The sequence below is a fragment of the Frigoribacterium sp. PvP054 genome, from assembly GCF_040547465.1.
Taxonomy (GTDB): domain Bacteria; phylum Actinomycetota; class Actinomycetes; order Actinomycetales; family Microbacteriaceae; genus Frigoribacterium.
On record NZ_JBEPPU010000006.1, the window covers coordinates 151625 to 172272 of the forward strand.

General features: G+C 73.2%; 22 protein-coding genes. 13 read left to right on the top strand and 9 right to left on the bottom strand.

The features are described from left to right. Positions 1-25: 25 nt before the first annotated feature. From ABID81_RS10220 to ABID81_RS10230, 3 genes are all read right to left on the bottom strand, one after another. Entirely contained in the window at positions 26-901 is an 876-nt protein-coding gene (locus ABID81_RS10220) for a patatin-like phospholipase family protein (protein WP_354594694.1), read from the bottom strand. A 105-nt stretch (positions 902-1006) separates the two neighbouring features. Then, positions 1007-2056: an MBL fold metallo-hydrolase gene (locus ABID81_RS10225; protein ID WP_354594695.1), complete on the bottom strand. Its 1050-nt coding sequence runs from the start codon at positions 2054-2056 to the stop codon at positions 1007-1009. Positions 2057-2092: 36 nt separating this feature from the next. Further along, on the bottom strand, positions 2093-3124 hold the full coding sequence (locus ABID81_RS10230) for an NADPH:quinone reductase (protein WP_354594696.1): 1032 nt from the start codon (positions 3122-3124) through the stop codon (positions 2093-2095). A 66-nt stretch (positions 3125-3190) separates the two neighbouring features. Between ABID81_RS10230 and ABID81_RS10235 the strand changes: the two genes are divergently transcribed. The 3 genes from ABID81_RS10235 to ABID81_RS10245 all read left to right on the top strand — a co-directional run bounded on the left by ABID81_RS10235 (position 3191) and on the right by ABID81_RS10245 (position 6289). After that, a complete protein-coding gene (locus tag ABID81_RS10235) occupies positions 3191-4612 on the top strand; it encodes a sensor histidine kinase (protein ID WP_354594697.1) in 1422 nt (473 codons plus the stop codon). Beyond that, positions 4609-5340, top strand: a complete 732-nt coding sequence (locus tag ABID81_RS10240) for a response regulator (protein ID WP_354594698.1) — start codon at positions 4609-4611, stop codon at positions 5338-5340. Before ABID81_RS10235 ends, ABID81_RS10240 begins: the two co-directional genes overlap by 4 nt. Before the next feature lie 91 nt (positions 5341-5431). After that, positions 5432-6289, top strand: coding sequence for a hypothetical protein (locus tag ABID81_RS10245; protein WP_354594699.1), 858 nt, complete (start codon positions 5432-5434; stop codon positions 6287-6289). Positions 6290-6403: 114 nt separating this feature from the next. On the opposite strand, the gene ABID81_RS10250 is transcribed toward ABID81_RS10245, so the two are convergent. Both ABID81_RS10250 and ABID81_RS10255 read right to left on the bottom strand, forming a co-directional pair. Next, positions 6404-7366: an acetylxylan esterase gene (locus ABID81_RS10250; protein WP_354594700.1), complete on the bottom strand. Its 963-nt coding sequence runs from the start codon at positions 7364-7366 to the stop codon at positions 6404-6406. A gap of 84 nt (positions 7367-7450) precedes the next feature. Further along, complete coding sequence (locus tag ABID81_RS10255; RefSeq protein WP_354594701.1) at positions 7451-8494, bottom strand: LLM class flavin-dependent oxidoreductase; 1044 nt, start codon at positions 8492-8494, stop codon at positions 7451-7453. Between the two features lie 66 nt (positions 8495-8560). Between ABID81_RS10255 and ABID81_RS10260 the strand changes: the two genes are divergently transcribed. Further along, positions 8561-8962 (top strand): hypothetical protein, encoded by a 402-nt coding sequence (locus ABID81_RS10260; protein WP_354594702.1) that lies wholly within the window; start codon positions 8561-8563, stop codon positions 8960-8962. Positions 8963-9224: 262 nt separating this feature from the next. After that, positions 9225-9842: a TetR/AcrR family transcriptional regulator gene (locus ABID81_RS10265; protein WP_354594703.1), complete on the top strand. Its 618-nt coding sequence runs from the start codon at positions 9225-9227 to the stop codon at positions 9840-9842. A 12-nt stretch (positions 9843-9854) separates the two neighbouring features. On the opposite strand, the gene ABID81_RS10270 is transcribed toward ABID81_RS10265, so the two are convergent. Then, entirely contained in the window at positions 9855-11177 is a 1323-nt protein-coding gene (locus ABID81_RS10270; RefSeq protein ID WP_354594704.1) for an MFS transporter, read from the bottom strand. Between the two features lie 142 nt (positions 11178-11319). Between ABID81_RS10270 and ABID81_RS10275 the strand changes: the two genes are divergently transcribed. The 5 genes from ABID81_RS10275 (at position 11320) to ABID81_RS10295 (ending at position 15514) form a co-directional block, all read left to right on the top strand. After that, positions 11320-12177 (top strand): LysR substrate-binding domain-containing protein, encoded by an 858-nt coding sequence (locus tag ABID81_RS10275; RefSeq protein WP_354594705.1) that lies wholly within the window; start codon positions 11320-11322, stop codon positions 12175-12177. 55 nt (positions 12178-12232) lie between these two features. Next, on the top strand, positions 12233-12637 hold the full coding sequence (locus ABID81_RS10280) for a DoxX family protein (protein WP_354594706.1): 405 nt from the start codon (positions 12233-12235) through the stop codon (positions 12635-12637). 61 nt (positions 12638-12698) lie between these two features. Continuing rightward, complete coding sequence (locus tag ABID81_RS10285; RefSeq protein ID WP_354594707.1) at positions 12699-13367, top strand: DUF1345 domain-containing protein; 669 nt, start codon at positions 12699-12701, stop codon at positions 13365-13367. Positions 13368-13476: 109 nt separating this feature from the next. After that, positions 13477-14946 carry an NCS2 family permease gene (locus ABID81_RS10290; RefSeq protein ID WP_354594708.1) on the top strand — a complete coding sequence of 490 codons (1470 nt, stop codon included), beginning with the start codon at positions 13477-13479 and terminating at the stop codon, positions 14944-14946. A gap of 82 nt (positions 14947-15028) precedes the next feature. After that, positions 15029-15514: a VOC family protein gene (locus ABID81_RS10295; protein WP_354594709.1), complete on the top strand. Its 486-nt coding sequence runs from the start codon at positions 15029-15031 to the stop codon at positions 15512-15514. A 27-nt stretch (positions 15515-15541) separates the two neighbouring features. Here ABID81_RS10295 and manD read toward each other — a convergent pair whose 3' ends face one another. Both manD and ABID81_RS10305 read right to left on the bottom strand, forming a co-directional pair. Then, positions 15542-16780 (bottom strand): D-mannonate dehydratase ManD, encoded by a 1239-nt coding sequence (gene manD, locus ABID81_RS10300; RefSeq protein WP_354594710.1) that lies wholly within the window; start codon positions 16778-16780, stop codon positions 15542-15544. A 104-nt stretch (positions 16781-16884) separates the two neighbouring features. Further along, the gene (locus ABID81_RS10305; protein WP_354594711.1) at positions 16885-17745 is read right to left on the bottom strand and encodes an aldo/keto reductase; all 861 of its coding nucleotides are present in this window, start codon (positions 17743-17745) and stop codon (positions 16885-16887) included. A 137-nt stretch (positions 17746-17882) separates the two neighbouring features. Between ABID81_RS10305 and ABID81_RS10310 the strand changes: the two genes are divergently transcribed. From ABID81_RS10310 to ABID81_RS10320, 3 genes are read left to right on the top strand one after another with little or no spacing between them, the layout of a single operon-like run. Continuing rightward, the gene (locus ABID81_RS10310) at positions 17883-18302 is read left to right on the top strand and encodes a hypothetical protein (RefSeq protein ID WP_354594712.1); all 420 of its coding nucleotides are present in this window, start codon (positions 17883-17885) and stop codon (positions 18300-18302) included. Between the two features lie 3 nt (positions 18303-18305). Beyond that, a complete protein-coding gene (locus ABID81_RS10315; protein WP_354594713.1) occupies positions 18306-18785 on the top strand; it encodes a hypothetical protein in 480 nt (159 codons plus the stop codon). 47 nt (positions 18786-18832) lie between these two features. Beyond that, complete coding sequence (locus tag ABID81_RS10320) at positions 18833-19837, top strand: aldo/keto reductase family protein (RefSeq protein WP_354594714.1); 1005 nt, start codon at positions 18833-18835, stop codon at positions 19835-19837. Between the two features lie 114 nt (positions 19838-19951). Here the strand turns inward: ABID81_RS10320 and ABID81_RS10325 are convergent, their stop codons facing one another. After that, positions 19952-20500: a YbhB/YbcL family Raf kinase inhibitor-like protein gene (locus ABID81_RS10325; protein ID WP_354594715.1), complete on the bottom strand. Its 549-nt coding sequence runs from the start codon at positions 20498-20500 to the stop codon at positions 19952-19954. Between the last annotated feature and the right edge of the window lie 148 nt (positions 20501-20648).

Sequence of the window (20648 nt, forward strand, 5' to 3'; positions counted from 1 at the left end):
TCGCCCGGGGTCCGGTGGTCGCTCGTCAGGCCGTCACGCCCGACCAGAACGCGCGGACGTCGTCGAGCACGGCCTCGGCCTGGCGTCGGCCCGCCTCGGCCGCGGGGCGACGCGTGGTGGTGGCCAGCACGTCGGTGCCGAACGCCTCGAGGGCTGCGGCGTCGGCCTCGACCACGAAGACCTCGTGCCCGGCGGCGCGGCGGGCCGCGGCGACCTGGGGCAGCGTCGGGCCGAGGGGCGAGACGTCGAGCTCGGGGCCGCACGACAGCACCAGCACCCGGTCGTAGGCGTCGGCCAGGTCGGCGTTGGTGCCCGACCTCACGCCGCCGTCCATCGTCGGCCGACCGTCGACCTCGACGGTGGGCCAGACCACGGGCACCGAGCAGCTCGCGGCCACGGCGCGGTACAGGTCCACGCCCGAGTCGGCGTCGAGGGGTCGGAACGTGCCGTCGGTCGCGTCCACGGTGCAGACCGTCAGCGCCGCGTCGGGCCAGGCCGCGCCTCCGAACCGGTCGCGCATCGCCGTGACGAGCTCGGGCTCGTCGGCGACCACGGGCGTCTCGCGGGCCAGCGCGCCGATGCGGGCCCGTGCCTCCTGGTGGCTGGTGGCGCCCGCCAGGGCCTGACCGAGGGTCTGCTGGAACACCTCGGGGTCGATCGAGCCCGACGGCAGCTCGACGGCGTCCTCGAACTGTTCGCCCAGGCCCTCGTCGACGCGGCCGAGTCGCACCATGGTGCCGACGACCGACCCGGCCGACGTGCCGACCACGAGGTCGGCCTCGTCCACGGGCACGCCCGCCTCGAGCAGGCGCGACAGCACGCCGAGCTCCCAGGCGATGCCGGTGATGCCGCCACCGCCCAGGACGAGGGCGGCGCGGGTGGGGGTCGTCGTGGTGCTCATGTCTCTCCTCGGTCGTGGTGGCGGCCCGGGCAGGAGGTGCGGTGCGGCTCCCCGGGGCCGCGCCCGACAGTAGGCCGCTCGCCCCCCGACGTGCTCGGGCAGGTGTCAGGCCGGTCGCAGCTCGTCGCCCCGGCCGAGCGCCTGCACGTGCCACTCGGTCTGCGCGAGGGCCGACCCGAGCCGGTAGCCGTGAAGTGAGGCGACACCGCCGCTCCACGACATGCGCTCGGCGACCTGCCACACCGTGGGCCGGTCGAGGGCGTCGAGGGCCGTCGCGGCGTCCCGGCCGCGGTCGGTGCGGTGGGCGATCAGCGACTCGGCGCGCTCGCGGAGCCCGGTGAAGCGGTACTCGTGGCCGGGGCAGACCTCGAGCGCGTCCGGCCCCGGCACGTCGACGGCGACCATGCGCTCGAGCGACGCGAGGTAGTCGGTCAGCGGGTTCGTCGGGGTGCGGCCCCCGAGGCCGATGCCGGGGTTGATGCGCGGCAGCACGTGGTCGCCCGTGAAGACGAGGCGTTGCTCGGGTTCGACGAAGCAGAGGTGGCCCGCGGTGTGCCCGGGCGTGTGGACCGCCCGCAGCTTCCGGCCCGCGACGGGCAGCACGTCCCCGTCGGCCAGCAGCAGGTCGGCGGTGACCTCGGGCAGGTGGCGACCCGACCCCCACGAGGCGACCAGCGCCTCCTGCTCGTCCGCCGGCGCGCCCCACCGGGCGATGTCGGCGTCGGCGGCGGCCGCGTCGGCCGGCCGGTCGGCGAGGGCGGCCTGCTCGGCGGCGTGCAGCGCGATCCGGGCCCCGGAGGCCCGACGGAGGGCCTCCGCCCCGCCCAGGTGGTCGGCGTGCAGGTGCGTGACGGCGATCAGGTCGACGTCCGCGAGGGAGTGGTCGACGTCGGAGAGGGCCCGCTCGAGGCGGTCGAGGTTGTCGTCGACGTGCCACCCGGGGTCGATCACCGTGAGCGCCCCGTCGTAGCCCTCGACGACGTAGCCGAGAGAGTGGTCGTCGATGCCGTCGCCGAACGCGAAGGCGACCGACCAGACACCGTGCCGGATCTCCTCGACGGGCGGCAGCGCACCCCGTCGGACGGCGTCGGCCTGCACGCGGCTTAGCGGGACGGGAGGCGCGGGAGGCGCGGGTCGGCTGGCGGCGTCGGTCACCCCGCGAGCCTAGCCAGCGCCGCCCGCGCCGCACCGCTACTCGGCCGAGACCTCGATCAGCACCTTGCCCACGACGTCGCCCTCGACGGCCTCGTGCGCGGCCGCCGTCTCGGCGAGCGGGAAGGTGTGCAGCGGCAGGCCCGCGGCCTCGCCGACGGGCAGGACGCCGTCGCGCAGGGCGGCGGTGACGTCCTCGACGGCCGCCTGCAGCGCCTCCTCGCCCACGGTGTAGAGCAGCACGAACTGGAAGCGCGTGTTGGTGACCATGTTGGCCCGGATCGGGATGGTGGTCGTGTCGCCGCCGTTGTCGGCGTAGATCGCGACGGAGGCGCGGTGCGCGACGACCTGCGACAGCAGCTCGGCGTTCTGCGAGATCGCGACCTCGACCACGACGTCCACGCCGTCGGGGGCGAGCTCGCGGATCTCGGCGGCGGCGTCGCCCGTGCGGTAGTTGACGACGTGGTGCGCGCCGGCGGCCGTGGCCAGGGCCGCCTTCTCGTCGCTGCTGATGGTCGTGACGACGGTGGCACCGGCCCACCGTGCGAGCTGGATGGCGGCGTGGCCGACGGCACCCGCGCCTCCCGCGACGAGGACGACCGTGCCGTCGAGGCTGCCGGGGGACAGGCGGCTCGGGCCGTCCTCGCGGACGGTCAGGGCACGGTGCGCGGTCATGGCCGGCACGCCGAGGCTCGCGCCGACGTCGAGGCCGACGCCCTCGGGCAGCGGGACGACGCGCGAGGCGGGCAGCACGGTGAACTCCTGAGCGGTGCCGGTCGGGCGCTGGTGCGCCGAGAGGTAGGTCCAGACCCGGTCGCCGACCGAGAGGCCGGAGACGCCCTCGCCGACGGCGTCGACGACGCCCGAGCCGTCCTGGTTCGGCGTGACCTCGGCGAACGGCAGCGACTCGCCGGGGCCGCCGCCCGCACGGGACTTCCAGTCGGTGGGGTTGACGCCCGACCACACGACGCGCACGCGCACCTCGCCGGCGGCGGGTTCGGGCAGGTCGCGGTCGACGAGCTGCAGCACGGTGGGGGCGGGTCCGGTCTCGGAGTACACGATCGACTTCATGCCCGGAGCCAACCAGACCCGGCCGTGCCGTGTTCCCGGCGCTCAGCCAGGCCGCAGAATGGCGTGATGACGCCCACCGACCGCTCGGCACCGCCCTGGACGCCGGTGGTCGCGCCCACCGACGCCCGCCCCCGCGACGCCGTCGACCCGACGCCCCGCCGGGTGGTGACCTGGGTCGCCGTCGTGGCGGTGGTCGTCATCGTCGCGGTCATCGTGGCCGCCCTCGTCGCGGCCCGACGCCTGGCCGAGACCGAGTCGGTCCGCGACGCCGCCGACCGGGCCGACCGCATCGCCGACGTCCTGGTGCAGCCCGAGCTCACCGACGCCCTGCTGTCGGGTGACCCGGGTGCGACCGCCGCCGTCGACGCCGTGGTGCGCGACCACGTGCTGAGCGACAGCATCGTGCGGGTCAAGATCTGGGACGCCGACGGCCGCATCGTCTGGTCGGACGAGCCGCGCCTGGTCGGGCAGCGGTTCGGCCTCGCCGAGGACGAGCTCGAGGCCCTGCGGGGTGCGGGCGTCGACGCCGAGGTCAGCGACCTCGAGGCCCCCGAGAACGCCTACGAACGCGGTGAGGGCAAGCTGCTCGAGACCTACCGCTCGGTGCGGACCGCCGAGGGCACGCCCCTGCTGTTCGAGGTGTACTTCCGCTACGACGAGGTGCTGCAGCGCAGCGGGCAGCTCTGGCAGGGCTTCGCCGGCATCGCCGTCGGCAGCGTCGTCGTCGTGCTGGCCCTGCTGGCACCCGTGCTGTGGCGCCTGCTCACGGCGCTGCGCTCGGCCAGGCTGCAGCGCGAGGCGCTCCTGACGCGGGCACTCGAGGCCAGCGCCGACGAGCGTCGCCGCATCGCCGGCACCCTGCACGACGGGGTCGTTCAAGACCTCGTGGCCACCTCGCTCGCGCTGTCGGCCGAGGGCGCGGCCGCCCGCCGACGCGGTGACGTCGGCACCGCCGACGGCCTCGACGGCGTCGCGGGCTCGGTCCGCGACGGCATCGGCGGCCTCCGGACCCTGCTGGTCGACATCTACCCGCCCAACCTCGGGCGCGCCGGCCTCGCCTCGGCGCTCGACGACCTGGCGACGGCGACCCGGGCGCGTGGGGTGGCCACCACGGTGACGATCGCGGGCGACCTGCGGCTCGACGCCGACGCCGAACGACTCGTGCACCGCGTCGTCCAGGAGTGCCTCGTCAACGTCGTCAAGCATTCCGGTGCGTCCGCGGCGACCGTCGACGTCGAGGCGGCGACGGTCGCCGTCGACCCCTCGGCCTCGGGGCGCTCGACGGGCCCTGCCGGGTCGCGGCGCGTCGTCGCGACGGTGTCCGACGACGGTCGGGGGTTCGACCCGGCGACCGCCGACCACGCGCCCCACGGCCACTTCGGCCTGCGACTCGTGGCCGACGCCGTGCGCGACGCGGGGGCCGCCCTCGACCTCGCCACGAGCCCCGGCCACGGCACCCGGTGGCGCCTGACGGTGACCGCCCCGTGATCGGCGTGCTCGTGGTCGACGACCACCCGCTCGTCCGAGCCGGGCTGCGCGCCCTCGTCGACACCGCGGACGATCTCGTCGTCGTCGGCGAGGCGGCGAGCGGAGAGGACGCCGTGGCGTTCGCCGCCGACGACGCCGACCGTGCCGGTCCCGTCCCCCTCGCGGTCGTCCTGATGGACCTCTCGATGCCGGGCATGGGCGGCCTCGCCGCCACACGCCTCCTCACCGAGGCGCACGACCACCTGCACGTCGTCGTCCTCACCTCCTTCCCCGACCCGGCCTCGGTGCAGCAGGCGCTCGCCGCGGGGGCCGTCGGCTACCTGCTGAAGGACGCCGATCCCGCGGGCGTCGTCGCGGGCGTCCGCGCCGCCGCCGGGGGAGGCGCACCCCTCGACCCCCGGGCGGCCCGCGTGCTGCTGCCGTCTCGCGACGGAGGAGGCGTGGCCGCGTCACCCGCGCCTCCCGCGTCCCCGACGGCGGCGGTCGGGGCACCCGGACCGGTCTCGGGTCGGGAGGCCGAGGTGCTGCGGCTGCTCGCCCGTGGGTTGGCGAACAAGCAGATCGCCGGGCAGCTCGGCATCAGCGAGCGGACGGTCAAGGCGCACGTCGGCAGCGTGTTCCGCCGGATCGGGGTGGCCGACCGCACGAGCGCCGCGCTCTGGGCGCGCGACAACGGGTACGGGGCCGGCGGGCACCGAGCCGGCGGGTCCGGGGCCGGCGGGTACTAGTACCAAGGTCCGATGGTGCCGGGGCCGGCGCCCCACGATGCTGGGGTCCACAGCACAGAACGAGCTGTCCTCCGCTCTCGAAAGGCCCACCATGCCAAGCACCTTCTTCCGCAGGGCCCGCGCGGCCGTGCTCGTGACGGCGGTCGTCGCCGGCTCGCTCGCCCTCTCGGCCGCCCCCGCCAGCGCCTCGGGCAAGACCAGCGCCGGCGGCGACTACGCCGTGACCGTGAACGGCACGACGTACGACCCGGCCGCCGGCAAGAGCACGAAGCTCTCCGGCCTCGTGCCGACCGGCCGCATCGCCGTCCGCGGCGTCAACAACGGCTTCGACATCGACGTCGCGACCCTCGGCGTCTACGACTACACGCTGACCGGCGCCCCCGACACCCAGCGCATGGTGACGAAGCCCACGACCGTCTTCGCCTCGAAGGTGCCGACCCTCACCGCGGCCCAGCGGTCCGGCGCGACGATCAAGAGCCTCGAGATCAAGGACGACACCCTGGTCGTGCTCTTCGGCACCTCGGCCGGGAAGTTCAAGATCCAGGCCAAGGACGGTGCCCAGGGCGGCATCTTCCAGATGGAGTCCGAGTTCGGCACCCCCGTCGAGTTCGTGCACACCCTCGCGCCGGGCGTCTTCTACTTCGTCAACCAGTACACGGGCAAGGTCAACTTCGGTGACGGGGTCGACGGGGTCGCCTCGGGGGCCGGTGCGCACCAGATGCTGCTCGGCAAGGACAGCCCGCAGGTCGCGACCAAGACGTTCCAGTCGGGCACCGTCACGAAGTGGCTCGTGCAGTCGGGCGGACGCCTCGGCGGCGTGCTCGGCGAGGACGCGATCGAGCTGAGCGCCGGTGCGACGAACTGCACCAGCCAGTGCCAGGCGCAGAACCAGATCCGCGGCTCGCTGCCCGTGCCGCCCGACCCGACGAACCCGACGCCGATCGGCTGAACCGCGCTTCCCGGCCTCGGTCGCCGGGGACGTCACGACCGGCCGTCCACCCCTCGGGGTGGGCGGCCGGTCGTCGTGCGTGGTCGGCTCGACCGTGGTCCCACCGTCGGGGCGTCAGACCCCCGGGCTGCGGAACAGGGCGAGTGCCAAGAGGTCGTCCTCCGACCCGCCGCCCTCGTGCCCGTTGTACGGCCAGACGGTGATCTCGGCCGGGCCGCCGTAGGCGTGGAACGCGCCGAACACGGTCGACGGAGGGCAGATCGGGTCCATCAGGGCCGTGGTGAACCGGGCGGGGGCGGTGGCCCGCCGGGCGAAGTTCACGCCGTCGAAGTACGCGAGCACGTCGTGCACCGAGGAGGCGCGGTGCCGGTGGACGGCCAGGTAGCGTCCGATCTCCTTGTACGGGTCGGCGTCGGTGATGACCGTCGCCCGCCGGAAGTCGCAGAGGAACGGCACGTACGCCGCCACGGCGGCGACCTCGGGCACGAGCCCCGCGACGGCGAGGGCGATGCCCCCGCCCTGGCTGCCGCCCACGACCGACACGCGGGAGGCGTCGACGACGTCGAGCCCGCGAGCCGCCTCGACGGCCCGCACCGCGTCGGTGAACACCCGCCGGTAGTAGTACGTCTCGCGCGAGTCGATGCCGCGCGTCATGACGCCCGGGTGCGCCGGGCCCGAGCCGTCGGGGTCGGGGGTGGCACCGATGCTCCAGCCCGAGCCCTGGCCGCGGGTGTCCATCTGCAGGTGCGCGAACCCGGCCGACGCCCAGAACAGGTTCTCGACCGCGGCGCCGCGTCCGCCGCCGTACCCGACGAACTGCACGACCGCCGGCAACGGCCCGGTCGCCCCGGCCGGCACGCGCAGCCAGGCGCGCACGGGCTGCCCCGCCCACCCGGAGAACGTCACGTCGTACACGTCGAGCGTCGTCAGCCCCGTGTCGACCCGCTCGACGCGCAGGTCGAGCGGGTGTGCCCGCGTCTCGGCGAGCGTCGTGGCCCAGAACTCGTCGAAGTCGTCGGGGTCGGTCTGGGTGCTGCGGTACTCGCGCAGGGCGGGCTCTGGCAGGTCGGTGAACATGAGCACCTGTCTACCGCAGCCCGCGGCGCCAGCCCGACAGGCGCGGTGCAGGAGGCGCGGTGCGGGAGGCGCGGGAGGCGCGGCTCAGCTCGCGCGGGCCAGGTTCGGCACCCAGCCGAACGCGGGCGCGACGTGGTCGGCCACCGTCTGCAGCAGACGGGCGTTGTACGCCACCCCGAGCTGGTTGGGCACCGTCAACAGGATCGTGTCGGCGGCCCGCACCGCGGCGTCCGCGGCCAGCTGAGCCGCGATCACGTCGGGCTCGCCCACGTAGCTCTTGCCGAAGCGCGACTGCACGCCGTCGAGCAGCCCGACCTGGTCCTGCGAGTCGGCCTGGGCCCGGACGCCGAAGTAACGGCGGTCCTCGTCCGTGGTGATGGGGATGACGCTGCGGCTCACCGACACCCGCGACTCGCGGGTGTGCCCCGCGGCCCGGTAGGCCTCGCGGTACAGCGCGATCTGCTCGGCCTGCAGTTCGTCGAAGGGCACACCGGTGTCCTCGGTCAGCAGCGTGCTGCTCATCAGGTTCATGCCCTGTTCTCCGGTCCAGACGGCCGTCGAGCGGCTGCCGGAGCCCCACCAGATGCGCTCGCCGAGGCCGGGGGAGCGGGGCTCGACCGAGAGGCCGTGCGACCAGCCGGTCATCTTCGGGTCGGACTCGGCCACGTCGGCGCCGTCGATCGCGGCCCGGAAGAGCTCGGTGTGCCGGCGGGCGAGGTCGGCGTCGCTCTCGCCGTCGCGCGGGACGTGGCCGAAGGCCTCCCAGCCGCGCAGGGCGGGCTCGGGTGATCCCCGGCTGACGCCGAGCTGCAACCGGCCCGCACTGATCAGGTCGGCGGCGGCCGCCTGCTCGGCCATCGACAGCGGGTTCTCGTACCGCATGTCGATCACGCCGGTGCCGAGCTGTATGCGGCTCGTCCGGGCCGCCATCGCGGCCAGCAGCGGGAAGGGGTTGGCGGCTTGGCGCACGAAGTGGTGGACGCGCACGGCGGCCACGTCGATGCCGATCTCGTCCGCGGCCTCGGCCAGCTCGATCGACTGGACCAGCGCCTCCCGGGCGGTCGGGGTCGCCGAGCCGCGGACGTCCTGGTAGTGGCCGAACGACAAGAACCCGATGCGCTTCTTCATGACCGGGCGAACCCCGGACGCGGTCCGACCATTCCGCCCGGGGCCGGTGCTGGGTAGCGTGGGGCCGTGGAGAACCGCTTCCGACTCGACGGTGACGACCTCAGCATCGACCTGCGTGCCTCCTCGGTCACCCTCGACGACGACGGGGTCGTGGACGCCCGCATCGTCGCGGCGCGGGTGCCCGAGGTGGTCGACTGGTCGGACGAAGCGCCGTCACTGGTGTTCCGTGACGTGCCCCTGACGTTCGACGGCGCGACCTTCGGTGCGACCGTCGACGACGAGCTGCTCGACGAGCACGAGATCGTCTTCCGGCTCGGCGAGAACCTCGACGTGCACGGCGTCCTCAGCCTCGGCGCCGGCGACCGGCTGCGCTTCGTGGGCACGACGCACGTGTCGGGCGAGCCGAAGGCCTGGCGCCTGGACGTGTCGATCGGCTTCGGCGGCTCGTCGCGACGCACCGCGATCTGAGGCCACCGACCTCGACGACGACCGTCCGAGGAGGCGCGGGTCGACCGACCGCACCCGCGGCGGTCCGCGGTGCCGGGGCGGGGTGCGCGACCGAGGCGTCGACCTGGTGAGGGTCGGGCGGTCGCGCACCCACGCGGTCTCCTGATGCTTCGGGTTCACCAGGCGATCCGATGGTAACGCCCCGATACCCGTCGGTATGCGCCCCGTTCGGGGTCCACGCGGGTGACTTCTGAGGATCACCCGCACCCGTTAGGGTCGCAGCATGGCCAGCACCGCAGGCGCTCCCGTTCCGCGCACGCCCCGAGCGCAGGTCAAGCAGCGACTGCTCGACGCGGCGTCCGAGCTGTTCTCCCGTCGCGGGGTGCACGCCACGACCCTCGACGACGTGGCCCGCGCCGCCGGGTTCAGCAAGGGGGCGGTCTACTCGAACTTCTCGTCGAAGGACGACCTGGTCGTCAGCCTCATGCGTCGCGAGACCGACGGCGCACTGGGGGCGCTGCAGGGCATGTTCCTGCCGGGGACGACCCTCGAGCAGCTGCCCGAGAAGATCAGCACGGCGTTCGCCCCCTACGGGCCCGGCCAGGTCGAGGACTTCGCCCTGATGAGCGAGTTCCGGGCTCACGCCCTCGCGCACCCCGAGGTGATGGCGGACTTCGTGCGGCAACGCCGCGAGGTGCTCGACGCGGTGCACGCGCTCGTCGAGGAGGTGTTCCGGGGGCACGCGGTGCAGATCACCGGCCTCGAGCCCCGCACCCTGGCCCGGGTGCTCGTGTGCATCACGCTGGGCGTCGCCTTCGACTGGCCGGCCACCGGCGAGCAGGCGGCCGGCGACGTGATGGCCGACGTCGTCGCCGCGCTGACCCGCGGCGCCGCGGTCTGACCCCGGCCGGGCCTAGCGCTGCTCGATGCTGACCACCGGCACGTGCCACCGGGTGCGCACCTGCAGCGTGAGCTGCCCCCGTCGGGCCAACGCGATCGCCGTGACGGCCGCGGCGACGGCCGGCACCCCGCCCGAGACCACCATGGCGGCGTGCGTGCCGAAGGTCTCGACGATCACGCCCATCAGCGGGCCGCCGATCGCCTGACCGCCGAGCAGCACGAGGATGTACAGCGACATCACCCGCCCGCGGATCGCGATGTTGCTCGACATCTGCACGAGCTGGTTCGCCGCCGTCAAGAACAGCAGCGAGGCCAGCCCGACGCCGACGAGCACGACGGCGAACGGGACGAGCGACGGCATCGACCCGGCCACGGCCTGCAGCACGCCGGTCACGAGGACGCCGAGCACGATGGTCCGCAGCCGGATCGTCGCCCGACGCGTCGAGAGCAGGGCGCCGGTCAGCGCGCCGACGGCGATCATCGAGTTGAAGAGGCCGTAGCCGCCGGGCCCCACGTCGTACACGTCGGCGGCGAACGACGCGAGCAGCACCGGCATGGTCAGGCCGAAGACGGCGTAGACGCCCACGAGCAGCACGGGGACGACGATGGTCGGCTTCGACCGCGCGTAGGCGAGCCCCTGGCGCAACTGGCCCCGTCCTCGGGCGGCCGGGGCGACCCGGGTCATCTGCGCCGTGCGCAGCAGCGTCAGCATGACGACGACGACCAGGCAGGCCACGCCGTTGACGACGAAGGCCCACCCGGCGCCGACGGCGAGCAGCAGGACGCCGGCGATCGCGGGGCCGACCATGCCGCCGAGCTGGAACACGCTCGAGTTGACGCTGATCGCGTTGCGCAGATGGGTGTGTCCGACGAGTTCGGTCACGATCACCTGGCGGGCCGGGTTGTCCACGACGGTCACGAGGCCGGTGGCGAACGCGATGGCGAAGACGTGCCAGGCCTCGACGGCGCCCGAGAGGGTCAGGGCCGCGAGGCCGAGGCTCAGCACCGCGAAGACGCTCTGCGTGACGAGCATGAGCGCCCGCTTCGAGAACCGGTCGACGATCACGCCGCCGAGCAGGCCGAAGAACAGCATCGGGGCGAACTGCATCGCCACGGTGACGCCGACTGCGGTGGCGCTGCCGGTCAGCTCGAGCACGAGCCAGTCCTGGGCGATGCGCTGCATCCACCCGGCGGTCATGGCCACGACGTTGCCGGCCGTCCAGAGCCGGAAGTTCGGCACGCTGAGGGCGATGAAGGTGTGCCGCCACGGCGGGCGGGTCGTGCTGATCGGGAGGGGGGCGGTCGGGGGGAAGTCGGTGCGGGGCGGGGCGGACATCACGGTTCCTGCGCTGGGGTTCGGTTCACGGTCTGCATCGACGGTACGGCCGGGCTGGTCATTCGGACCCCGGTGGGAGATGATCAATCGCATTGGCTTCGTGAATGACGGGGCCCCAGGCCCGCTCGACCGAGGAGGCGCGGTGTACGACCCCACGCTGCTCGCGACGTTCCTCGTCGTGGCCGAGACCCGCAGCTTCACCCGGGCCGCCCAGCGCCTCGGCATCAGCCAGCCCACGGTCAGCCAGCAGGTCGGCCGACTCGAGAAGGCCGCGGGCCGCACGCTGGTGGCCCGCGACACCCGGGACGTGCGCCTGACCGACAACGGCGACGCCATGGCCGGCTTCGCCCGGACGATCCTCGCCGCCCACGCCGCGGCCGAGAGCTACTTCAGCGGCTCGGCGATGCGCGGTCGCCTGCGTTTCGGCGCCGCCGACGACCTCGCGATCACCCAGCTGCCGCGCATCCTGCGCCACTTCCGCCAGCTCTACCCGCAGATCAACCTCGAGCTCACCGTCAACCAGTCCGCGCCCCTGCGCCGCCGCCTCGCCGCCGGCCACCTCGACCTCATCTTCGTCAAGCAGACGGCGGGCGAGTCCGACGAGGGCACCCGGGTCGCCGGTGACGCGATGGTCTGGATCGGCCAGGACAAGCTCGTGGTCGAAGCCGGCCAGCCCGTCCCGTTGATCGCGTACCAGGCGCCGAGCCTCAGTCGGCAGATGGCCATCGACGCGCTCGAGCGCGCCGGCCGCACCTGGCGCATCACCTGCAACACGCGTGACGTCAACGGGGTGCTCGCCGCGGTGCGGGCGGGCATCGGCGTGGCCGTGTTCCCGTTCTCGCTCATCCCCACCGACCTCGTCAAGGTCAGCGACCGGTTCTCGCTGCCCACCCTCGGCGACGTCGACTACGTGCTCGTCGCCAACCCGGGCGCCGCCCGCGAGCCCGTCGACGCCCTCATGTCGGCCATCACGAGCCGGGGCGTCAGCCGCGCCGTCTGAGCGCCGCGCCGCGTCGCCCACGGCCCACCCCGGGAGGCGCGCGCAAGATGGTCCCATGAGCCACCGCCCCCGACGCCCCCCGAGGTCCGCCGCCCGTCGGGACGCCCGCGTCCTCGCCGCGATCCTGGGCGGCTCCGGCGTCCTCCACCTGGCCAGGCCCGCGGTCTACGACGCGGTCGTCCCGCGGAGCGTGCCGGGGCCGGCCCGGTTCTGGACGATCGGAGCGGGCCTCGCCGAGGTCGGCATCGCCGTCGCCCTCCTGTCGCCGAGGACGCGTCGGGCGGGCGGTCTGGCCGCCGCCGCCCTCTTCGTCGCCGTGTTCCCGGCGAACGTCTCGATGGCCCTGCGCGCCGTGCGGAGCGAGCGGGCCACGACGGTGCGCCGGGCCGTGACGATCGCCCGGCTGCCGTTGCAGGTGCCCCTGGTGACGCGCGCGCTCGGCGTGCACCGCGCCTCCTAGGCTCCTCCGACCTCGACGCGCACGGCGTCACCGGGCGGGCGGGGTCTGGCACGATCGGGGCATGAGCCCCCGAGTCGACCCCCAGGCCACCGCCGTGCGCGTCCGCCGCTCGCGCCTCCGGTTCGTCGTGATGGCCGTGGTCGGCGTCGTGGCCGTGGTCGGCACGTGGCCCTGGGTGCTGCCCTCCGTCGCCGTCGCGATCGGCTGGGCCGCGGCCTGCGTCGTCTACCTCGCCTGGGTCTGGCTCGCGGTCGGCCGGTTCGACGCCGACGACACCCGCCGCTGGGCGACCCGAGAGGACCCGTCCCGACCGGCCGGCGACCTCCTGCTCGTGGGCGCGAGCGTCGCGAGCCTGTTCGCGGTCGGGGTCGTCCTCGTCCGCGCGACGAGCATGGGCGGGGCGGCCGAGGACCTCCTCGCCGGGCTCGCCGTCGTCAGCATCGCCCTGTCGTGGTTCCTCGTGCACACGCTCTTCACCCTGCGGTACGCCGTGCTCTACTACAGCGGCGACGAGGTCGGTGGCATCTCGTTCAACCAGGACGCCCCGCCGCGCTACGCCGATTTCGCCTACGTCGCCTTCGGGCTCGGCATGACGTTCCAGATCGCCGACACCGACATCGGGTCGAGCGTCATCCGCGCCGTCGTGCTGCGCCACATGCTGCTGTCGTACCTGTTCGGGTCGGTGATCCTCGCCTCGACGGTCAACCTGATCGCCGGGCTCGGGGGCTGACCCGTCGACGGGGCGGACGCGGCGGTGCGCAGCGTTGCATCGTGCACCGCGCACACGGCCTATCCTGTTCTCTTCCCCCCACGTCCGATCCCACCGGAGACGCATCGCCATGGCCACGAACGCCCCCGCCACCACGCCACCGCGACCCGGAGTCGGGGGCACGCTCGACCGCTTCTTCGAGGTCACGCACCGCGGCTCGACCTGGGCGCGCGAGATCCGGGGCGGCGTCGTGACCTTCGTCACGATGGCCTACATCGTCATCTTGAACCCGCTCATCCTCGGCGGCTTCAGCGCCGACCAGGCGGCCACGGACGTGGCCGGCAACTGGCTGCAGAACGGTCAGGTGGGTGCGGTCACCGCCCTGACCGCCGGGGTCATGACGATCCTGTTCGGAACGGTCGCGCGCCTCCCGTTCGCCTTCGCGGCGGGTCTCGGCATCAACTCGTTCCTCGCCGTCAACGTCGTGCAGGACGTCACCTGGCCCGAGGCCATGGGCCTGGTCGTGATCAACGGGCTCGTCATCACCATCCTCGCCGTGACCGGCCTGCGCAGCATGATCTTCACCGCGGTGCCCGCGGCCCTCAAGACGGCCATCACGGTCGGCATCGGCCTCTTCATCGCCTTCATCGGCCTGGTCGACTCGGGCTTCGTCCGCACCAGCGGCACCTCGTCGCCGCCCGTGCAGCTGGGCGATGCGGGCTCGGTCGCGACGCTGCCGACGATCACCTTCGTCATCGGCCTGCTCGTCATCGGCGTGCTCATGGCCCGCAGGGTGCGCGGGGCGATCTTCATCGGCATCGTCGCGACGACCGTCATCGCCATCGCCCTCCAGGCGATCTTCCAGGTGCCGCCGTCGAACGGCCAGAACCTCGACGACTGGAACCTCAACGCCCCCGTCCTGCCGACCCAGATCGTGGCGCTGCCCGACCTCTCGCTGGTCGGCCAGTTCAGCTTCGGCGCCTTCGCCCGCATCGGCGTGCTGTCGGCCGTGATGCTGGTCTTCACCCTGGTGTTCACGAACTTCTTCGACGCGATGGGCACGATGACCGGCCTCGCCAAGGCGGGCGACGTCGCCGACGCCGACGGCACCTTCCCGCGCCTGCGCTCGGCCCTCATCGTCGAGGGCGTCGGGGCGGTCGCCGGCGGGGCGACCAGCTCGTCGTCGAACACGGTGTTCGTCGAGTCCGCCTCGGGCATCGGCGAAGGTGCCCGGACGGGCTTCGCCTCGGTCGTCACGGGGGCGCTCTTCCTGCTCGCGATGTTCTTCACGCCGCTGACCCAGGTCGTGCCCCTCGAGGTCGCCGCGTCGGCACTGGTGATCGTCGGCGCCCTGATGGTGTCGCAGATCAGCCAGATCGACTGGACCGACTTCTCGGTCGCCCTCCCGGTGTTCCTCACCGTCATCACGATGCCGCTGACCTACTCGATCGCGAACGGCATCGGCGTCGGCTTCGTCAGCTGGGTCGTCGTGGGGGCCTTCGCCGGGCGGGCGCGGAAGATCAGCCCGTTGCTGTGGATCGTCGCCGCCGGGTTCCTGGTGTACTTCGTGCGGGGTCCGATCGAGGCGCTCATCGGCTAGTCCTCGCCCCGCGGGCCGGGCGGCGCTAGCCTGTGCGGCACGGCGGCGACGGCGCCACCGGCCCACCACGAGGAGGCGCGCCATGCCCCGCATCACCCCCACGCTCTGGTTCGGTCGTGACGTCGAGACCGCGGCCGACTTCTACGTCGGCCTGTTCCCGGCGTCCCGCGTCACCGACGTCTCGCGCTATCCAGAGGACTTCCCCGACCAGGCCATGGCCGGTCGGGCGCTGGTCGTCGACCTCGAGCTCGACGGTCAGCCGTACCGCCTGCTGAACGGCGGCGACGGCGGCCCGCGGCCCACCGAGGCGACCTCGTTCTCGATCTCGGTCGAGACCCAGGACGAGCTCGACCACTACTGGGACGCGTTCGCTGCCGACGGCGGGCAGGAGGGGCGGTGCGGCTGGGTGACGGACCGCTGGGGCTTCTCCTGGCAGGTCGTCCCCACCGTCATGGACCGCTACCTGGGCGGGCCCGACCCCGAGGGCGCCGCCCGGGCCATGGCCGCGATGATGGGCATGAACAGGCTCGTCATCGCCGAACTGGCGGCCGCGTACGAGGGCGACTGACGCCCTCTCGCGCGCCGCGCCTCCTCGTCACCAGTCGTGGACCGTGCCGTCCGCCAGGCGGTTGTAGGGCAGGTACGCCTGGGCGTAGGGGTACGCCGCCGCGGCCCGTTCGTCCAGCTCGACGCCGATGCCGGGCTGCTCGCCCGGGTGCAGCATGCCGTCGACGAAGGTGAAGCTCTGCCGGAAGACCTCGTCGGTCCTCGCGCCGTGCTTCATGTACTCCTGGATGCCGAAGTTGTGGATGGCGAGGCCCAGGTGCATCGCGGCCGCCATGCCGACCGGCGAGATGTCGGTCGGCCCGTGCATGCCCGACTTGATCTGGTACTGCGAGGCGTAGTCGAGCACCTTCTTGAGGTGGGTGATGCCGCCCGTGTGCGTCACGGCGCTCCGCACGTAGTCGATCAGCTGCTCACGGATGATCTGCTGGTAGTCCCACACCGTGTTGAAGATCTCGCCGATCGCCAGGGGAGTGGTCGTGTGCTGCCGCACGAGGCGCAGGGCCTCGGGGTTCTCGGCCGGCGTGACGTCCTCGAGCCAGAACAGGTCGTAGGGCTCGAGGCTCTTGCCGAGCCGCGCCGCCTGGATCGGCGTCATGCGGTGGTGGCCGTCGTGCAGCAGGGGGATCTCGGGGCCGAACTCGTTCCGCACCGCCTCGAACACGGTGGGCACGTGCCGCAGGTACGACCGGGTGTCCCAGTCCTCCTCGGCCGGCAGGGCGCCGCGCTGCGCGGGCTCGTGGTCGTAGCGCACGCCGCTGTTGGCGTCGAAGGTGGCGTTCGAGGCGATCCCGTAGATCGATCGGAGACCGGGCACGCCGGTCTGGACGCGGATCGCCTTGTAGCCCTGCTCCTGGTGGTCGCGGACGCTGTCGAAGAGCTCGGGCAGGTCCTTGCCCGAGGCGTGGCCGTAGGTCAGCAGGCCGGTGCGCGAGGCGCCGCCGAGCAGTTGGTAGAGGGGCAGTCCGGCGACCTTGGCCTTGACGTCCCACAGCGCGACGTCGACGGCGGCGATCGCGGCCATGGTGACCGGCCCCCGACGCCAGTAGGCGCTGCGGTAGAGGAACTGCCAGGTGTCCTCGATGCGGGCGGGGTCGCGCCCGATCAACAGGGGGACGACGTGCTCGGTCAGGTAGGCGACCACGGCGAGCTCACGACCGTTCAGGGTGGCGTCGCCGAGGCCGGTGACGCCGTCGGAGGTCGTGATCTTCAGCGTCACGAAGTTGCGGTCGGGGCTGGTGACGATCACGTCGGCCTTGTCGATGATCATGCGGTGTCCTCTGGAGCTCGCGTCCGGCTGACGTCGATGTCACCCGGGCTGGTCCCTCCACTCTGCTGCATGCGTCGGCGTGAGGCGAGCCCAGGAGGCGCGGGTCAGCGCATCTCGAGCGGCACCCCGGTCGTCGGTGCGGGGAACGCCCGCTCGAGCTGCACGAAGGCCTGGTCGTCGAGGTCGATCGCCAGGGCGGCCGCGTTCTCGAGGGTGTGCTCGGCCGTGCCCGCCTTGACCGCGACCATGAGGTCGGGCACGAGGCGCAGCACCCAGGCGAGGGCCAGCTGGGCCTGCGAGACGCCGAGGTCGCCCGCGACCTGCGCGAGGACGGGGTGCCCGAGCAGCTCGCCGCCGTCGACGGGGGAGTACGAGGTCAACGGCACGCCGTGCTCGCGCGCCCAGGGCAGCAGGTCGAACTCGGGACCGCGACGGGCCAGGTTGTAGAGCACCTGGTTCGTCTGGACCTTGTCGCCCCCGGGCACCGAGAGCAGCTCGTGCAGGTCGTCGACGTCGAAGTTGCTGACGCCCCAGCCGCCGATCGCGCCCTCGGCGACCAGCGTCTCCAGGGCGTCGACCGTCTCGGCGAGCGGGTGACGTCCGCGCCAGTGCAGCAGGTAGAGGTCGAGGTGGTCCGTGCCCAGTCGATCGAGGCTGGCGTGACAGGCGTCCACCGTGCCCTGCCGCGAGGCGTTGCTCGGCAGCACCTTGCTGACCAGGAACACCTCGTCGCGGCGCCCGGCGATCGCCTCGCCGACGAGCGACTCCGACCGCCCTCCGCCGTACATCTCGGCCGTGTCGACCATCGTGAGCCCGGCGTCGAGCCCGGCGCGGAGGGCCGCGATCTCGGCCTCGCGCCGCCGGGGGTCGTCGCCGAGGTTCCAGGTGCCCTGGCCGAGCGCCGGGACGACCCGACCGTCCGGCAGGGCGACGGCGGGATTCGTGGGGGTGGCGGGGGTCGTCATGCCGGGGATGGTAGTCGTCGGGTCGCGTCCCCGGTCCCGAGCCGGTCGTCTCCTCCCCAGCTCGGCCGACGCCGACGTCCTCCACAGGCGGGCCGGCTGCGTGCCACCGTCGACACCGTGGCCGCCAGCCTCGTCCCATGACCTCCATCGACACCTACCCTCCCGTCCTCGCCCCCCATCCCACCGACGAGCAGCTCGAGGACTTCGTCCACGAGTTCTGCCTCGAGCCGTCCGACGACCGGGCCCTGCTGTGGATGTACCTCGGACCGGACGGCGTCCCCGTCGCTCCGCCCGTCGCCGTCGGCGGCCTCCCGGTCGAGCCCGATCGCGACCGGGTGGGCACGATCGCCCTCCGCATCGTCGAGGTGGCGGCCTGGGTCGAGGCCGCGTCCGTCCTCCTCGTGTGGCAGAGCCCCGACGAGTCCCTCTCGGCGACGTGCGACGACCAGCGGTGGGCCGCGGCGATCCTGTCCGTGATCGACCCCGGTGACCTGACGGTCCTCCCACCCATGCGTCGTACCCCGTCCGACGTCCGTCCCCTCCTTCCGGTGGGCTGAGGCGTGCGCGTCCGCGGCGGCTCCGTTCCCGTCGATGCCGATGCCGCTCTCCTGCGCCTCCCCGTCCTCGCAGCCGACGCCGACGACCGGGCCCTGCTCGACCATGCGACCCGCCTGTGCGCCGAGAGCTGCGAGCGCGAGGTCGTCCATTTCGCCTTCCTCGCCGCCGACGGCCGCCAGCTCGCCCCGGCGGGCCGGCTCCACGGCGTTCCGCGCCTGCCTCGCCGGCCCGACGTCGACGAACTCGTCGACCTCTGGCGTCACCAGGGCCTGCGGGTCAGGGCCCGGCAGCTGGTCTGCGTCTGGCAGACCGTCGACGACGACCCCGTCGACCGCGTCGCCGTCGACGTCTGGGCCTCGGGCATCGCCCGGTCGCTCGGTGCCGGACCGCTCCGACTGCGGGCCTTCTGGCACCGCACGCCCTCGGGCTTCACGGTGCCCGACGCGGTCCGCGACCGGGCGGGCGGGGCGGCCCGTGACTAGCGTCGACCGGGTGCCGCATCGACGCGGCACCACCGAGAAAGGTCGTCATGAAGTTCAGGTACCTCGGAAACAGCGGGCTCAAGGTCAGCGAGCTCACCTACGGCAACTGGCTCACCCACGGCTCGCAGGTCGAGAACGACACGGCGACGCGCTGCGTCCGTGCCGCCCTCGACGTCGGCATCAGCTCGTTCGACACCGCCGACGTCTACGCCAACACGCAGGCCGAGACCGTCCTGGGCGAGGCGCTGAAGGGCGAGCGTCGCGAGTCCCTCGAGATCTTCACCAAGGTCTACGGTCCGACCGGCCCGAAGGGGCACAACGACACCGGGCTCAGCCGCAAGCACATCACCGAGTCGATCGACGGGTCGCTCCGGCGTCTGCAGACCGACTACGTCGATCTCTACCAGGCCCACCGGTACGACGTCGAGACGCCCCTCGACGAGACGATGGAGACCTTCGCCGACCTGGTCCGCCAGGGCAAGATCCTCTACGTCGGCGTCTCGGAGTGGAACGCCGAGCAGCTCCGTGAGGCGCACGCCCTCGCCCGCGAGTTGAAGATCCAGCTCGTCTCGAACCAGCCCGAGTACTCGTTGCTCTGGCGCGTCATCGAGGACGAGGTGGTCCCCGCCTCGACCGAGCTCGGCATCTCGCAGATCGTCTGGTCGCCCGTCGCCCAGGGCGTGTTGACGGGCAAGTACAAGGTCGGTGCCGAGCTGCCTGAGGGCAGCCGGGCGACGGACCAGAAGGGCGGTGCGGGCATGATCGAGCGCTGGCTGCGCGACGACGTCCTCGACGCCGTCGCCCAGCTCGAGCCGATCGCGTCGGATCTGGGTCTGACCCAGGCCCAGCTGTCGCTCGCCTGGGTGCTCTCGAACGAGAACGTCGCCTCGGCCATCATCGGGGCGTCGCGCCCCGAGCAGGTCGAGTCGAACGCGAAGGCGTCGGGCGTCACGCTCGAGGCCGACGTGTTGTCACGCATCGAGTCGATCTTCGAGGGTCTCGCCGAGACCGACCCGCGCAAGACGCAGATGCCGAGCGGCCGCGAGGCCTGACGCCGTCGACCCGCGGGCCCGTGTCCGGCGGCCCGCGGGTCGGGCGACGGGACGCGACGACGCCCCGCCACGAGATCGTGGCGGGGCGTCGTCGCGTCGTGGCGGGGCGTGCGATCAGGCCGCGGGCACCTCGAAGGTGGCCGAGATGACGGCGCGAGCCAGGGTGTGGAAGTGCAGGTTGAAACCGAGGTACGCCGGGCTGGCGGTCTTGTCGACCCCGATCTTCTCCACGTCGAGGGCGTGCACGGCCACGAAGTACGTGTGCGGGCCGTGGCCCTCCGGCGGGGCCGCGCCGACGTAACGGGCCAGGCCCCCGTCGTTCTTCAGCTGGATCGCGCCCTCGGGCAGGCCGGACCCCTGGTCGTCGCCGGCACCCGACGGCAGGTCGGTCGTGTCGGCCGGCAGGTCGGCGACCGCCCAGTGCCAGAAGCCCGAACCGGTGGGCGCGTAGGGGTCGTAGATCGTGACGGCGAAGCTCTTGGTGCCCTCGGGGGCTCCGGACCAGCTCAGTTGCGGGCTGGCGTCGTCGCCACCCGGGCCCATGATGCCGCTCACCTGCGGGCGGCGCAGCTCGGCGCCGTCGGTGATGTCTGTGCTCGTGAGCTCGAACTCGGGCACGATGCCGATGATGTCGTAGGGGCGGGTCAGGTTGGCGTCGGCCATGGTGTCTCCTCGTCGGTGGTGGGGGTCGTGGCGGGGGGGGCCCCCCCCCCGGGGGGGGGGGCCCCCCGGGGGGGGGGCGGGGGCGGGCGGCGGGGGGGGGGGGGGGGCCCGCGGCTTTTAGTCGGCTGGCGCTCGGGGGGAACAATAG